Origin of the sequence: Bradyrhizobium sp. SSBR45G (assembly GCF_030159255.1) — a bacterium.
GTDB lineage: Bacteria > Pseudomonadota > Alphaproteobacteria > Rhizobiales > Xanthobacteraceae > Bradyrhizobium.
On the sequence record NZ_BSCT01000008.1, the window covers coordinates 167,348 to 182,667 of the forward strand.

Here is a 15,320-nt window from a genome sequence, read left to right on the forward strand (position 1 = left end):
AGACTCTCTCCACGGCGGCGGTCGGCTCCCCTCCCCCTCTTGCGGGGAGGGGTTGGGGGTGGGGGTCCGCGCACGCGGACTGTCGTTGGGTTACTCGGTCTGCCAGCGGGCAGCTGTCATGGATTGCGGCTGATAGTAAGGCGTTCGCTCATCACTGAAAGTATCGCCCGGGGACCCCCACCCCCGACCCCTCCCCGCAAGGGGGAGGGGAGCGCACCGCCGTTGCGGTGAGAGCGTCTTTACGCCATGCCCGCCGGCGGCGGCACATTCGCGGCGTACCAGTCGCGGATCGGGTCGAGCGCCGTGTGCGCCAGCGACCGGTGCAGATAGTCCCAGATGCGCGGCTGGTGTTTGAGGTAGTGCGGCTTGCCGTCGCGGCGGTTGAGGCGGGCGAAGGTGCCGAGCAGGCGGGTGTTGCGCTGGGCCGACATGATGGCGTAGTGCGCGCCGAATTCGTCGGCGTCGAAGTTTGCGGACGCTGCCTGGCGCGCGGCGATGTAGCGGGCGAGCAGGGCCTGCTCGATGTCGGCGGGCACGTCAATGCGCGCGTCCTGCGCCAGCGAGACGACGTCGTAGGCGGGCGGGCCCATCACGGCGTCCTGGAAGTCGATCACGCCGACACGGGCGATGCCTGCGCGCGCCGGCAGCCAGAGCAGGTTCGGCGAGTGATAGTCGCGGATCACCCAGGTGGGCTTCGCCGCCAGCGGCCCGTCCAGCAGGTCGCGCCACAGCTCCAGGAATTCGGCGCGCAGGACTTGCGATGGTTCGGCGTCGCGGTCGGGCAGGTACCATTCGAGCATCAGTCCGATCTCGACCAGCATGGCATCGACGTCGAACGTGGGGACCTTGTAGGTGACCTGCGGCGCCAGCGGCAGCACCGACGGCACGTCCTGGGCGTGCAGCGCGGCCAGGAGATCCGTCGCGGCCTCGTAACGATCGACGATCGGGCGCGGCGGGTCGCCTTCGATCACGCCTTCGCGCCCGAGATCCTCGGTGACGAGAAAGCCGTTGTCGAGATCGGCGTCGTTGATCTTCGGCGCGGAGATGCCGCGCGCGCGCAGGGCCCCGGCCATCGCGACGAAGGGGCGGACGTCCTCGGCGAGATGCACGGCGCCGCTATAGGACTTGCCATCGTAGATCGCCGGACCATCGGGGCGCTTCGGCGAGTTCATCAGGATGGAGACGCGCTCGCCCTTGTGAAGCCGCGCGTAGGAGCGGGTCGAGGCATCGCCGGCCATGCGCTCGCGGCGCGATCTGGCGTGGCCGGCCTCGGCGAGGAATTCGCGCAAGGCTTTCAGCCGCGCGACAATGGTGGAGGCCTTGCCGGTGCCGGTGATCTCGGCGCTGCGCGCGCTGTCGCCCTGCGAGGCATCGTGGCGCAGCGCGATGTCGATGCGGTCGGAAGGCAGGGCGCCGCCGGCGCGCTCGGGCCATTCGATCAGCACCACGGTGGCGTCCGGGAGCGGCGACAGGCCGATCTCCTCGAGCTCGGAGGCGTCGCTGATGCGGTAGAGATCGGCATGCACGAGGGGGAAGCTCGGCAGGTCGTAGCTCTGCGCCAGGGTGAAGGTCGGGCTCGGTACTTCGAGCTCGGAATCATCGGCGAGATAGCGGATCATCGCCCGCGCCGCCGCCGTCTTGCCGGCGCCGAGATCGCCGGTGAGCGTGATCAGTGCGCCGGGGCCGATCAGCAGCGCGAGGTCGGCCATGAGAGCGGCGGTGGCGGCTTCGTCCGCGAGCGCAACGGTGAATGTCAGCTGGTCCGTCATTCCGCGGCGTTGCGTTGCGCGATGTGGTCGGTCGGGAAGTCACAGGTGACCGTGGTGCCCTTGCCGACCACCGAGTCCATCCGCACCTTGCCGCCATGCAGCTCGACGAAGGAGCGCACCAGCGACAGGCCGAGCCCGGCGCCGCGATGGCGCGAGCCCTGCGAATGGCTCTCGAACCATTCGAACACCTTGTCCTTCACCTCGGGCGGAATGCCTGGTCCGGAATCGGTGACCGCGAAGGCGACGCTGTGATCGGTCCGGCGGGCGCTGACCATGACGCTGGAATCCGGCGGCGAGAAGCCGACGGCATTGGCAAGCAGATTGTACAGCACCTGCACGACGCGGCGCTCGTCGCCGACGAAGCTGCCGACATTGGCGTCGACCGCGACCTCGAGGCGGATGCGGTCGGTGGCGAGCCGGTCCTGCACGCCCTCGGCGGCGGCCTCGATCGCCTTGGCGGCGTCGACCGGCCCGAGCTCGAGCTTCATGGCGCCGGCATCGATGGTGGCGAGGTCGAGAATGTTGTTGGTCAGGGCGAGCAGCGCGTTGGTCGATTTGGTGACGTAGTCGAGATATTCGGCCTGTTTCGGCGTCAGCGGCCCGGTCGACGGGTCCGACAGGAAATGCGCGAAGCCGATGATGGTCGTCAGCGGCGCGCGCAGCTCGTAGGAGACGTGGTGGACGAAGTCGATCTTCATCTGCCCGGCGGCTTCGAGCGCCTCGTTGCTCTCGCGCAAGGCGCGCTCGACATTCTCGGTGTCGGTGATGTCCTGGAACGTCAGCATCGTCGCGCCGTCGGGCAGCGGACGGCTCATGCAGTCGAGCACGCTGCCGTCCTTGCGCTCCAGCTTCAGCGCGATGTCGAGCCGGTTCTCGATCGAGGTGATGGCCTCGCGGACGGTGCGCCAGGCCACGGCGTCGTCGTACAGCGGACGGCACCAGGATTCGACGGTGTCGATATGCGGATGCTCGCGCAGCGATTCCGGCGTGAGCCGCCACATCCGTGCGAAGGCCGGATTGAACAGCTCGACGCGGCCATTGCTGCCGAACACGGCGACGCCTTCGGCGAGGCTGTCGAGCGTCTCGCGCTGGACCCGGATCAGGCCGTCATAGCGGCGGGCGAGGGCGAAGCTCTCGGTGACGTCGTCGAACAGATAGGTGACGCCGCCTTCGGGATTGGGCGTGGTGACCACCGACAGGGCGCGGCCGTCGGGCAGGAACCAGGTGTCCTTGGCGGCCTCGACCGCGCGATAGGCCTCGTGCAGCTTGACCTTCCAGGCGCGGAAGTCGGACTGCTCGGGCAGCTTGCGCGCGGCGCGCAGACGGTCGAGCACGGAGGAATCGTCCGGCTGGCTGTCGAGGAACGCGGTGTCCAGATCCCAGAGCCGGCGATAGGAATCGTTGTAGAAGGTGAGCCGGCGCTGGCCGTCGAACACGGCGACGCCGGACGACAGCTGGTCGAGCGTGCGGCGATGCGCCTCGTGCATGCGCACCAGGGCGTCGCTGAGCGCCACGGCCTCGCTGGCATCGACGGCGACGCCGGCGCTGCCGTTGCCGAGCGTGAAGGCACGCACGTCATGGATGCGGCGCTCGCCGCCGGTCACGATCGGCAGCCGGCCCTCGAACCGGCCGCCGGCGCCGAGCGCGCGCTGCAGGTCGGTGCGGTCGGCGGAGTCGAGCAGCTCGAGATTGCGGCTGATCGCGTCGGGCACGTCGCGGGCATCGGCGGCACGGGCATAGGCGGCATTGACGTAGGTCAGCGCGCCATTGGCCTGCCGGGCCCAGATCGGCCAGGGCAGGGCCGCAGCGAGCGCGCGCAGCGAGTCCGTTTCCTCGCCGAGTGATTTGAGCCGGTGCTGCGTCTCGGCGAGCTCGCGGCGCAGCCCGGACAGTTCACGGATGCGCACGATGGCCTGGCCGCCGATGGCGCGGCCCATCGCTTCGAGCGCATGGCCGTGCGACGTGGTGAGATGCAGCAGGAAGCCTTCGCCGGCCTCGCGCAGCGCCTCGACCGCGTGGTCGAGCTGCAGCGCCGGCTCCGGCGGCAGCCAGGTGCCGAAGGCGAGGATGCGCTGCGGCTGTTCCTGCGGCACCAGCAGCGACGTGTCGCCGGAGATCTGCGGGCGGTGGCCGCCGGCTGGCCAGGCAATCAGGATCTGCGGCTCGGCGAACAGCAGCGCGCGGTAGCGGTCGGCCTGCAATTGCAGTTCGGCGACATCGGCGCGCAGCCGCGCCTCCTTGCGCGCGGCGGCCAGACGCGTGCGCACCAGCGCGACCGCCGCGACCACGGAGAAGCCGAGCAGGGCCAGCATCGCCGTGACCTCGGCGACGTCCTGACGGCTCAGCTCGAACAAGGTCGAGATCGCATCCGCCGGCGCGCCATCGCCTGCGAAGCCTGATGTTGCCGGCGCAAGCGCAGTCGCAGCGAGACCCATCAGGCCCCTTCGCGCGAGTGACGTGCACGACAGCAGCGTCTGACGCATCACCACGATCACGCCCGACATATTTGCCCCAAACCGCACGAAGTTCCGCGCGGCGCCGATATCGCGTCGACCGCGCCGTTTCACGAATCAATCAACAATAGCCGCTTCGGGACTCCAGCTGTAAGAGTCCAGACCGTGAACGGTGGTTGCACGGACGGAAAATGCGTTCATCGATGGGCATAGGCGAGGCGGAACTGTGACGAGTCCCCGTGTTTCAACGGCCCGTCGAGCCGAAGCCGCCACTGCCGCGCGCCGTCGTCGACAACGTCGTGGCGAATGTGAGCTCGGCGCGGACGACGGACGCGATCACCATCTGCGCGATGCGCTCGCCGCGGCGGATGGTGAACGGCTCCGTGCCGTGATTGATCAGCAGCACGCAGACCTCGCCGCGGTAGTCCGCATCGACGGTGCCGGGTGAGTTCAGCACGGTGACGCCGTGACGCGCGGCAAGGCCGGAGCGTGGCCGCACCTGGGCCTCGAAGCCGTCGGGCAAGGCGATCGAGAGTCCGGTCGGCACCATCGCGTGGCTGCCGGCCGCCAGCACCAGCGGCGCATCGGCAGGAACCGCGGCGAGCAGATCCATGCCGGCCGCATGCGCGGTCTGGTAGGCCGGCAGCGGCAGGCTTTCGCCATGCGGCAGGATCTGAACGTCGATGGCAATCGTCTGTGTCACGCGGACGGTCCTATCGTTCTGGCGATCTCGGCGACCAAGGCGGTCGCGACCTCGTCCTTGGTCATGATCGGCCACGACGCGACATGGACGCCGTGGGCGTCCTTCGTCAAGAGATGCACGGTGTTGCGGTCGCCGCCCATCACGCCGGTCGCGGGCGAGACGTCGTTGGCGACGATCCAGTCGCAACCCTTGCGGGCGAACTTGGCTTTCGCGTTGTCGATCAGATGTTCCGTCTCGGCGGCGAAGCCGATCACGAGGCCCGGGCGTTTCTCCGTCCGCTTGGAGATGGTGGCGAGAATGTCGGGGTTCTCGACCAGCTGTAGCGGCGGGATCGACTTGTCGGTCTTCTTCAGCTTCTGGCCGCCTTCATTGGCGACGCGCCAGTCGGCCACCGCCGCGGCGAAGATCGCGACGTCGGCCGGCAGCTCGGCCTCGACGGCCTCGAGCATCTGCCGCGCCGATTCGACGTGCGTGACGGCGACGCCCTTGGGGTCGGTGAGCTCGACGGGGCCCGCGATCAGCCGCACGTCGGCGCCGGCCGCCTGCGCGGCGGCGGCAATGGCAAAGCCTTGCTTGCCGGAGGAGCGGTTGGCGATGTAGCGCACCGGGTCGATCGGCTCGTGCGTCGGGCCGGCGGTGATCAGCACGCGGCGGCCGGCGAGGGGACGCGGGGTCGGCGGCTTCAGCATGGCGACGACGGCCTCGGCGATCTCGATCGGCTCGGCCATGCGGCCGACCCCGGCCTCGCCCTTCTCGGCCATCTCGCCGGCATTCGGCCCGATCATCCGGATGCCGTCGCGCTGCAGGGTCGCCGTGTTGCGCCGTGTCGCGGGGTTGCTCCACATCATCGGGTTCATCGCCGGCGCCAGCAGGATCGGCCTGCTCGCCGCAAGCAGCACGGCGCTGGCGAGATCGTCGGCGGCGCCCTGCGCCATCTTGGACATCAGGTCGGCGGTGGCCGGCGCCACCACGATCAGGTCGCAGTCGCGCGCCAGCCGGATGTGGCCGACATCGAACTCGCTGCGCGCATCGAACAGGTCGGTGAAGACACGGTCGCCGGTCAGCGCCGATGCGGCGAGCTCGGTCACGAACTGCGTGGCCGCCTTGGTCAGCACGCAGCGGACGCGGATGTGGCGTTCCTTCAGGCGGCGGATCAGGTCGAGCGATTTGTATGCCGCGATGCCGCCGCCGATGATCAGGGTGACCCGGGCTTCGCGCGCCTGACCGGGCTGGGGCAGGGTGATCTCCGGGAGAGGCATCGGTTCAGCCGGCTGCGAGGGCGGCTCGGACGGATCGACCGGCTCGATCAGCGCCCGCAGGATGACCCGGACTTCCTCCTCGACGGAGCGGCCATGCTGCGCCGAGCGCAGCCGCAGATACGTCTTGAGGGACTCGTCGAGCTTGCGGATGGTCAGGCTCGCCATGACCGCCTCCCAGCATTGGTGTGAGTGCAATGCTAGCATAAAATGATGGCAGTGCAATCATGGCGGTGTCATTTGGACGACGTCCGGCCTCTCTCCCTCGTCATTCCGGGGCGCGCGTAGCGCGAGCCCGGAATCCATAACCCCAGGCCGTTGTTTTGCGAAGATCAGCGCCATCGGCATCTCGCGACCCATAACCAGTCGTGGCTATGGATTCCGGGCTCGCGCTTTCGCGCGCCCCGGAATGACGTGGCGAGAGATCTCGGCTCCCACGGGGCCGCGACTATCCGAATGTCAAAGCCTCAACACCGCGAACAGAATGCCGATGAAGGTCAGCGCGATGACCCACAGCGCGATGGCGCGCCAGCGGCTCTTTTTGCCTTCGGTGCGGCCCATGGCGGCGATGGTTTCGGGCGACAGGCGCAGGCCGTCGCGGGTCATCGTTTCCATGTGCTCGAGCACGGCAGCGGCGCGGGCGGCGAGCACGGGCAGGGTCGCGCTGAGCCGGACCAGGTCGCCGACGCCGGACACGGCGCCTTCGATGCGGCCGAGCGGGCCGAGATTGCGCTCGATCCATTCGCGCACCACGGGATCGGCGACCTTCCAGATGTCGAGCTTGGGATCGAAGCCACGGGCAACGCCCTCGACCACCACCATGGTCTTCTGCAGCAGGATCAGCTCCGGCCGCGTGCGCATGTCGAACAGGCCGGTGACCTCGAGCAGCAGGGTCAGCAGCTTGGCCATCGAGATTTCTTCGGCCGTGCGGTTGTGGATCGGCTCGCCGATGGCGCGGATGGCCTGCGCGAAATTTTCCACCGAATGATGCGGCGGCACGTAGCCGGCCTCGAAATGCACTTCCGCGACGCGGCGATAGTTGCGAGTGATGAAGCCGAGCAGGATTTCCGCCAGGAACCGCCGCTCCTTCATGCCGAGCCGGCCCATGATGCCGAAATCGACCGCGACCAGGCGCCCTTCCTTGTCCAGGAACAGGTTGCCCGGATGCATGTCGGCATGGAAGAAGCCGTCGCGCAGCGCGTGACGCAGGAAGCTCTGGATCACCTTGCGGCCGAGATCGGGCAGGTCGACATCGGCGGCCGCCAGCCGCGCATGGTCGTTGAGCGCGATGCCGTCGATCCACTCCATCGTCAGCACGGTGTTGGCGGTGCGGTCCCAGTCGACGGTCGGCACCCGGAAGTCGGGATCGTCCTGGGTGTTCTCCGCCATCTCCGACAGCGCGGCGGCCTCCAGGCGGAGATCCATCTCCATCGCGACCGAACGCGACATCGTGTTGATGACCTCGACGAGGCGCAGCCGGCGCGCCTCCGACGAATGCGCCTCGGCGTTCTCGGCCACGAAGAAGAAGTCTGACAGGTCGCGGCGAAACCGCGCGGCGACGTTCGGCCGGAGTACCTTGACCGCGACGGCGTGGCGGATGCCGTCGCGCTCGACCTCGCCGCGATGGACCTGCGCGATCGAGGCGGCGGCGACCGGGGCGCTGAGCGAGACGAACACCTGGCTGATCGGCCGCTCCAGCGCGGTCGCGATCACAGCCTCGGCCTCGGCCTGCGGGAACGGCGGCAGCCGGTCCTGCAGCGATTCGAGGTCGCGCGCCATGGTGAGACCGACGACGTCGGGTCGCGTCGCCAGGAACTGGCCGAGCTTGAGATAGGCCGGGCCCATGCGCTCCAGGGCGCGCGACAGCCGCCGGCCGGATTTGGCTCCGGGCCGCTCGATCAGGCGCGCCAGCTTCAGCGCGAGCTGGCCGGGCGGCGGCGCCAGGCTCGGATCCACGGCGCCGAACACGCCCTCGCGCGCGAACACGAAGGCGACCCGGACGAGCCGCGCAATATGGGTCAGTGCAGAGATCACAAACGCCAGCCGGAATGGAGCGCGACGATGCCGCCCGAGAGCGTCTGCCAGGACGTGCGGGCAAAGCCGGCCGCCGAGATCATCTCGGCGAAGACGCTGGGCCGCGGAAACTGGCGGATCGATTCGACGAGATAGCGATAGGATTCGGCGTCGCCGGTGACGGCGCGGCCGAGCTGCGGGATCACGTTGAACGAGAACAGGTCGTACAGTTTGTCGAGCCCGGGCACCTCGACGGTCGAGAATTCCAGGCACAGGAAGCGGCCCCCATGCTTCAGCACGCGGTGGGCCTCGGCGAGCGCCAGATCGATCTGCGGCACGTTGCGGATGCCGAACGCGATCGTGTAGGCGTCGAAGGCGCGGTCGGGGAAGGCCAGCTTCTCGGCATTGCCCTCGACGAAATCGACCCGGTCGTCGAGCCCGAGCTTGTAGGCGCGCTGGCGGCCGACCTCGAGCATGTCGCTGTTGATGTCGCAGACCGTGGCGTGGAAGCCCGCGCCGGCCTTCTTGGCGGCGCGGAACGAAATGTCGCCGGTGCCGCCGGCGACATCGAGCAGCGCGAACGGGGCATCGCTCTTCGGCGGGTTCAGCGTGTTGATCATGATGTCCTTCCAGACGCGGTGCAGTCCCGCTGACATCAGGTCGTTCATCACGTCATAGCGCTGTGCCACGCTGTGAAACACGTCGTTCACCAGCGTCTGCTTCTCGCCCAGAGGCACATCCCTGAAGCCGAAATGAGTGGTTTGGTCCGGCTGATCCATCACCCTTACTCCGATACGGCACCATAGCGCCGATGCGGCCAAGGCGCTATCACGTCAGCCGGACAAGGTGAATGGTCGTGGACGCAAAAGGTGAAATGAACCGGCATGCCTGAGCTGCCCGAAGTCGAGACCGTCCGGCGCGGGCTGCAGCCGGTCATGGAAGGGGCCAGGATCGTCACCGCGGAGGCGCGGCGCGAGAACTTGCGGTTTCCGTTTCAGCCCGATTTTGCGAAGCGCCTGCAGGGCCAGACCGTCACCGGGCTCGGCCGCCGCGCCAAATATCTGCTGGCCGATCTCGGCTCCGGCGACGTGCTCCTGATGCATCTGGGCATGTCCGGCTCGTTCCGGGTGATCAAGCAGCATGGCGAGGAGACCCCGGGCGAGTTTCACTATCCGCGCGGCAAGGACAGCGTGCACGACCATGTCGTGTTTCACATGTCGTCCGGCGCCGACATCGTGTTCAACGATCCGCGCCGCTTCGGCTTCATGAAGATCATCGCCCGCGGCGAGATCGACGCCGAGCCGCATCTGAAGGATCTCGGGCCGGAGCCGCTCGGCAACGCATTCGATGCGGCGATGCTGGCGCGCGCCTGCGCGGGCAAGAAGACCAGCCTGAAGGCGGCGCTGCTCGACCAGCGCGTCGTCGCCGGACTCGGCAACATCTATGTCTGCGAGGCGCTGTTCCGCGCCCATCTGTCGCCGCGGCGGCTGGCGGCGACGCTGGCGACCAAGAAGGCGGAGCCGACGGACCATGCGAGGCGCCTGGTCGAGGCGATCCACACCGTGCTCAACGAGGCGATCAAGGCGGGTGGTTCATCACTGCGTGATCACCGCCAGACGACGGGCGAGCTCGGCTATTTCCAGCACTCGTTCCAGGTCTATGACAGGGAAGGCGAGCCGTGCCGGACCGACGGCTGCGGCGGCGTGGTGAAGCGCTTCGTCCAGAATGGACGGTCGACGTTCTGGTGCCCGAAGTGTCAGCGGTGATCCAGCCATCGTCGAGCTGACACGGCAGGCTGCTGCGCCGGTCTGCTTGTCGCTGCCGGGGGCAGGCGTATACTGGCCGCATGGCTGTCAGCTCACCTGACCTGAAAGCATTCCTGCTTGCCACGCCGTTCTTTGGCGGTCTGTCGGAGGCGAGCCTCGATCTGCTGATCTCGATGCTCGTCGAGCGTAGCTTCGACCGCGGCGGAATCGTTGTCGCCGAAGGCGAGGCGGGCCGCGCGATGTTCGTCGTGCACAGCGGCACGCTCGAGGTCAGCGAGCGCCTCGAGGCTGGCGTTGCGATCCGCATGGCGACTCTCCAGCCGGGCGATTTCTTCGGCGAGATGACATTGCTCGAAATGCAGAACAGGTCGGCCACGGTCGTCGCGGAGAGTCCGACCCTGCTGTATGAGCTGACGGCGCAGCAGCTCTATGCGTTCTACAAGGCGGACATCCACGCTTATGTGATCGTGATGCAGAACATCAATCGCGAGCTGTGCCGGCGGTTGCGCCGCGCCGATGCGCGGATCAAGACGCTGGAGATGCGGGCGAGGGACGCGCAATAGGCGTGCGGGCGCCGCCTTGCTTGCCGTGAGCGGCAAAAAATAACCCAGAACGGACGTGCCACCTTCTGGTGCTCAGTGTACCGAAAGGAAGCGGTCCGTTCTGGGCCGGGGCTGGCTCGATCAGGCGCGCGGCGCGACGCGCGCTCGCGTTTCGTGGCTGGGCCGCTCTTCACCTCTCCCCTTCAAGAACGGGGAGAGCGAGCGCACGGCCCGCGCCGTCAGGTTCAAAACGAAATCCGACTACAATCCCGCCTTCCAGTTGATGCCGTTGTCGGCCCAGGTCGGGTAGGCGCGAGCGACCGGCAGCTTGGGCTCCTCGGGCTGCGGCGTCAGGATGATCGGGAATTCGACCTCGGTGTGCTCGCTTGCTTCCTTCAGCTCGCCCGCCTCGTGCATGACGTGATCGCCGGCCAGCTTGCCGGCGGTCCAGCGCCACAGGCTGCGGATCTCCTGCGCCGACTTGCCGCTCGTGTCGAACTCGCTGACGCCGAGGCCGGCGGCGAGCGCGTCCTGGTGGTCGTTGCGCATCATGATGAAAGGCTGCGCCAGCACCTCGGCGATGTCGCGCGGCGCATCGGCATCGAGCGCGGTCGTCGCATCGTTGATGCGGTGGCCACCGCGAATCGGCGCCTGGTTGAGCACGAAGGCGAAAGGCTTGCGCCAGGCGCGCACGACGCTCAGCGTCGGCGCGGTCGCCTCGATGTCGGCGACGCTCGGACGCGCCGGGATCAGGCACAGGTCGCAGTAGCGGATCGCGGCCGTGGTGGACGCGGTGATGCCCGCCCCTGTGTCGATCACGCACACGGTCACGCCGTCACGCGCCAGCGCGTCGAGGCGCGGCTCGATCATCTTCGAATCGTAAACAGCTTCGACAATCGGCTCGCCCGCTGCGCGGCGCGACTGCCATTTGGTGAGCGTGCCCTGGCGGTCGGTTTCGATCACGCGCACCTTGTGGCCGGCCTGCTGCGCAGCCACGGCCAGACCAATCGCCAGCGTGCTCTTGCCGCTGCCGCCCTTCTGCGTGGCCAAAACGATCGTGTACATCGGGAGACAGTCCTTCGGATGTTGACGGAACTTATGAGAACGCCAAAGCTGAGTGCATCGCGCTTGCGCTATGCAGAGCTATTCTCGCTCAGGACAGTCCCGGCCCGATCCAACATGAGAGGATCGCGGTGGTCCGAATCAGCACGCCGACAAAAACTGTTCGAACTATCTCACGCCCGGCCTGCGATTGGACAGACCGGTTGACTACGGCGGGAGCCGTTCCGAGTTGATAGCAAGGTGCTAGGAAGTGAAGCGGCCGCGCCGCGCGAGGGCGCTCGGCATCGCCGGGCATCGTCACGTGCAGTCGCGATGCTGCACTTGAGATCCCCGCCGGCCGCCGTCGGGCCATTAATTTTTTCTAAAATGACATGCTTAATTTTGAGTAAAGAGGCGTTGCGCGCCGCACAATGTCGCGCACGCAAACCTCAGGTCTCGTCGGGGAAGACGTCGAGACCGAGACTGCGCAGCAGATGGTGCTGCTGGCTTGCGGACACCTGCATGCCGGCGAAGCTCTGAACGTCCTGCAGATCGAACCCGGAGAGATCGGCGCCGCGCAGGTCCGCTCCCGAGAGGTCGGCGAGCCGCAGCGATGCGTTGCTGAGGTTCGTCCCGCGCAGCGAGGCGTTCACCAGCGACGTGCCGTGCAGCTCAGCACCCGACAGGTCGCAGTCGGTCAATCGGAGCGACGACAGATTCGCCTCGCGGATGATCGCGTTGTCCATCCGGCAGTGCTCGAACGTTCCCGCCAGCCGAACCGGCTTCTTCGACTTCGCCGGCCGCGCCGAATTGAACGCGAAGGCAGGCTTCTCGAAGGTCACGCCGGACATCCGGCAGTTCGAGAACGTCACGTCCCACAGCTCGCAGACGTTGAACATCGACAGCATGAGATCGCAATTGCGGAAGCTGGCGCCGCGCAGATCGCAGAACCGGAAGGTGCAGCCATGCGTGCCGTCGCCGTCGAAGAAGCGGCAATCCTCGAAGCGGGCGCCCGTGAAGCTGACATTGGCGAACTCGCAGCGCGCGAAGCGGCATGTCGTCCATGCGGACGCCTGCAGCTCGCCGCCGACGAAGCGGCTGGCCTCGGCGCTGCAGGCGTCGAAATGAAGCGAGTCCGGCCAGTCCTCGTCGAAGCTTAACGCCGAGAGGTCCGCCTTGGCGAGCCTGCCGGTCTGTCGCAAGCGACGAACGAGGCTGTCATGGTCGGGGTCGGACATCCGAGCGGTGCGCGCGGTCGGTGCTGACTATTTCCGCACGCAGATCACGCGCACGGTGGCGGCCTTGGCGTCGAGCGAGCTGCCGTCGGGCTTGACGCCTTGCGCTCCGAGAAAGCCGCGCACGGAATCGGCGCTGACCATCACGACCTGCGTCGATGGAACGAGCGCGGTGGCGGCGAGAACGCCCGGCTTGAGCAGGGTCACGCCGGCGAACTTGCCGTCCGCATCCAGCGCGGCCGCGCCGGAGAAGCCGAGGCCCGGTGCGGGCGCGAGCGATACATCACCTGGGCCGGTGCCTGCGAGCTGCGCCTTGACGGTGCTGATCGCGGCGCCGCCGCCCTGGCTCTGTGGATCGGCGATGCCGACGATGTCGACGGATGATTTCGCATTGCCGCCGGACAGCGCCAGCGGCTTCAGGCCGCGCGCGCCGTAGACGCGCAGCAGCGCCAGCCCGCGCTCCTTGTCCTCGGCGACGCGCTCGGCATGGCCGAGGCCGGGAATGGTGATCGCCACGCAGCCGTCGGTGACCTCGCGGTCGGCGACGATGGCGCCGTCCTGGGTCGCGACGAGTCCGGTGCCGTAGTCGACATTACGCCGTGGCGCCGGCTGGGCTGCCAGGGTCGCCGGCGGAAAGGCGGTGAAGGCGCTCGACATCGCGATCACCACCGGCTCGACCGTGTTCTCGGTGGCCTGGTCGTAGAGGATGGTCAGGATGCGCACCTCGTCGCCCCTGAAGGTGCCGCGGATGTAGAACTTCTTCAGGTTCTGCAGGCCCGACAGCACGAAGAAGTCGGGCTTCACCACGCTGTAGTCGACGGTGCGGCCGGGCTCCTTCTTCTCGCGGTCGGCCAGCGCCGCGGTGGTCGGGCTGGCCTCCTTGCGCCGTGACAGCACGACCTGCACTGTGCCGGTCGGCGAGGTCCATTTCGAGCCATTGGCGTCGGTGGTCTGCTGCGGCACCAGCTTGGTGGGAATGCCCAGGCGTGCGCCGCTGGTCGGCTCGGTCACGAGCTTCCAGCCGACGCCCTCCTGCTTGCGGCGCGCGGTGTCGGCGAGCACGGCGCGCTCCTGCGGATTGAGCACGCCGGTCGGCTTGCCGCCCTTGAGCGTCTGGTACTCCTTGATCGCATTGACCATGCGCTCGCTGACGTCGCCGGTGATCGCGCCATTGTACTGGCCGACCCAGGCGAGATCGGATTGCAGTGCCAGTCGCTCGGCCTGTCCCATCGCATTGGCGGTGTCGGCCGGCGCCTGCACGCCCGGCCTTACGGCCTGGGTGGCGACGGGCTTGGGCTTGACGCCGGGGAGCTGGCCTTGCGCTGATGGTGCGGGCGCCGTCTGCGCCTGAGCCGCGGAGCACCCGGCGATCGCGGTGGCGCAGATGAAGGTTGCCGTGACCAGCCGTCTCATGACAAATCCCGATGCTCTTGCCGCTGACATAAATAAGCACATCTGCTTGGTCGGTCACAATCCGGCGAGGGTTCAGTGTGGAGATCCCGGGTCTCCATGACGAACCGAACGCAATGCGGCAGTGGAAGGACGTTGTGGGACGATGCTGAGCGACGAGGAATTGGAGCGCTATGCCCGCCACATCGTGCTGCGCGACGTCGGCGGTCCCGGTCAGGCGGCGCTCAAGCGCGCCTCGGTGCTGGTGATCGGCGCGGGCGGGCTCGGCGCGCCGGCGCTGATGTATCTCGCCGCCGCCGGCGTCGGCACGATCGGCGTGGTCGATGACGACGTGGTGTCGCTGTCCAATCTGCAGCGCCAAATCATCCACGCGACGCCGGACATCGGCCGTCCCAAGGTCGACAGCGCGGCGGAACGCATCAACGCGCTGAACCCGCATGTCACCGTGGTCGCGCATCGCGGTTGGCTCAATGCCGACAACGCGCTCGACCTGATCGGCGGCTATGACCTCGTGCTCGACGGCTCCGACAATTTCGACACCCGCTATCTCGCCTCCGATGCCTGCTTCCTGGCCGAGAGGCCGCTGATCACGGGCGCACTCGGCACCTTCGATGCGTCGCTGACGACGATCCGTGCGCATGAGCGCAATGAGAAGGGCGAGTTCAATCCGACCTATCGCTGCCTGTTCCCGGAGCCGCCGCCGCCCGGCACCGTGCCAGCCTGCGCCGAGGCCGGCGTCATGGGCGCGCTGGCCGGCATGCTGGGCTCGATGATGGCGCTGGAGGCGATCCGCGAGATCGTTGGCTTCGGCGAGGGCCTGGTCGGCCGGCTCCTGATGCTGGACGCGCGCACTATGCGCTTCGAGACCTTGCGCTATGGCCGCGACCCGGCCAATCCGCTCAATGGCGACGGGCTGGTGATTGCGGATCTGAGCGCGCATCGGAAATAGCGCCCGCCGCTGTCGTCCCGGACAAGCCCGACGACGCAACGCGTCGGCGTGCGCCGATCCGGGACCCATACTCCGTGCATTCAATGATGTGCTCGGAACGCGCCGCGTGCCCATTTCAGACATCACGCGGTATGGGTCCCCGCGTTCGCGGGGACGACACCGGGGATGAGGTAAAGGGCGCGC

12 protein-coding genes are annotated in these 15,320 nt (G+C 67.8%); 3 read left to right on the top strand and 9 right to left on the bottom strand.

Annotation, left to right across the window (positions count from 1 at the left end):
• Positions 1–239: 239 nt before the first annotated feature.
• The 6 genes from tsaE to ubiE all read right to left on the bottom strand — a co-directional run bounded on the left by tsaE (position 240) and on the right by ubiE (position 8,973).
• A complete protein-coding gene (tsaE, locus tag QQL87_RS13220; protein WP_284418587.1) occupies positions 240–1,769 on the bottom strand; it encodes a tRNA (adenosine(37)-N6)-threonylcarbamoyltransferase complex ATPase subunit type 1 TsaE in 1,530 nt (509 codons plus the stop codon).
• Positions 1,766–4,273 (bottom strand): sensor histidine kinase, encoded by a 2,508-nt coding sequence (locus QQL87_RS13225; RefSeq protein ID WP_284418588.1) that lies wholly within the window; start codon positions 4,271–4,273, stop codon positions 1,766–1,768. The genes tsaE and QQL87_RS13225 overlap by 4 nt, the downstream gene beginning before the upstream one ends.
• Positions 4,274–4,466: 193 nt before the next feature.
• Positions 4,467–4,925: a dUTP diphosphatase gene (dut, locus tag QQL87_RS13230; protein WP_284418589.1), complete on the bottom strand. Its 459-nt coding sequence runs from the start codon at positions 4,923–4,925 to the stop codon at positions 4,467–4,469.
• The gene (gene coaBC / locus QQL87_RS13235; protein WP_284418590.1) at positions 4,922–6,349 is read right to left on the bottom strand and encodes a bifunctional phosphopantothenoylcysteine decarboxylase/phosphopantothenate--cysteine ligase CoaBC; all 1,428 of its coding nucleotides are present in this window, start codon (positions 6,347–6,349) and stop codon (positions 4,922–4,924) included. Before coaBC ends, dut begins: the two co-directional genes overlap by 4 nt.
• 291 nt (positions 6,350–6,640) lie before the next feature.
• The gene (ubiB, locus tag QQL87_RS13240; RefSeq protein WP_284418591.1) at positions 6,641–8,215 is read right to left on the bottom strand and encodes a 2-polyprenylphenol 6-hydroxylase; all 1,575 of its coding nucleotides are present in this window, start codon (positions 8,213–8,215) and stop codon (positions 6,641–6,643) included.
• Positions 8,212–8,973, bottom strand: coding sequence for a bifunctional demethylmenaquinone methyltransferase/2-methoxy-6-polyprenyl-1,4-benzoquinol methylase UbiE (ubiE, locus tag QQL87_RS13245; RefSeq protein ID WP_284418592.1), 762 nt, complete (start codon positions 8,971–8,973; stop codon positions 8,212–8,214). The genes ubiB and ubiE overlap by 4 nt, the downstream gene beginning before the upstream one ends.
• Before the next feature lie 105 nt (positions 8,974–9,078).
• On the opposite strand from ubiE, the gene mutM reads away from it, so the two are divergent.
• Both mutM and QQL87_RS13255 read left to right on the top strand, forming a co-directional pair.
• Positions 9,079–9,960: a bifunctional DNA-formamidopyrimidine glycosylase/DNA-(apurinic or apyrimidinic site) lyase gene (mutM, locus tag QQL87_RS13250; protein WP_284418593.1), complete on the top strand. Its 882-nt coding sequence runs from the start codon at positions 9,079–9,081 to the stop codon at positions 9,958–9,960.
• A gap of 80 nt (positions 9,961–10,040) precedes the next feature.
• Positions 10,041–10,523 carry a Crp/Fnr family transcriptional regulator gene (locus QQL87_RS13255; RefSeq protein WP_284418594.1) on the top strand — a complete coding sequence of 161 codons (483 nt, stop codon included), beginning with the start codon at positions 10,041–10,043 and terminating at the stop codon, positions 10,521–10,523.
• Between the two features lie 240 nt (positions 10,524–10,763).
• On the opposite strand, the gene QQL87_RS13260 is transcribed toward QQL87_RS13255, so the two are convergent.
• The 3 genes from QQL87_RS13260 to QQL87_RS13270 form a co-directional block, all read right to left on the bottom strand.
• Positions 10,764–11,567, bottom strand: coding sequence for a nucleotide-binding protein (locus tag QQL87_RS13260; RefSeq protein WP_284418595.1), 804 nt, complete (start codon positions 11,565–11,567; stop codon positions 10,764–10,766).
• Positions 11,568–11,992: 425 nt separating this feature from the next.
• On the bottom strand, positions 11,993–12,781 hold the full coding sequence (locus QQL87_RS13265) for a pentapeptide repeat-containing protein (protein WP_284418596.1): 789 nt from the start codon (positions 12,779–12,781) through the stop codon (positions 11,993–11,995).
• Between the two features lie 27 nt (positions 12,782–12,808).
• Positions 12,809–14,191, bottom strand: coding sequence for a peptidoglycan-binding protein (locus QQL87_RS13270; protein WP_284418597.1), 1,383 nt, complete (start codon positions 14,189–14,191; stop codon positions 12,809–12,811).
• A 142-nt stretch (positions 14,192–14,333) separates the two neighbouring features.
• Here QQL87_RS13270 and QQL87_RS13275 point away from each other — a divergent pair, with 142 nt between their 5' ends.
• Entirely contained in the window at positions 14,334–15,137 is an 804-nt protein-coding gene (locus QQL87_RS13275; protein ID WP_284418598.1) for a HesA/MoeB/ThiF family protein, read from the top strand.
• Positions 15,138–15,320 lie beyond the last annotated feature (183 nt).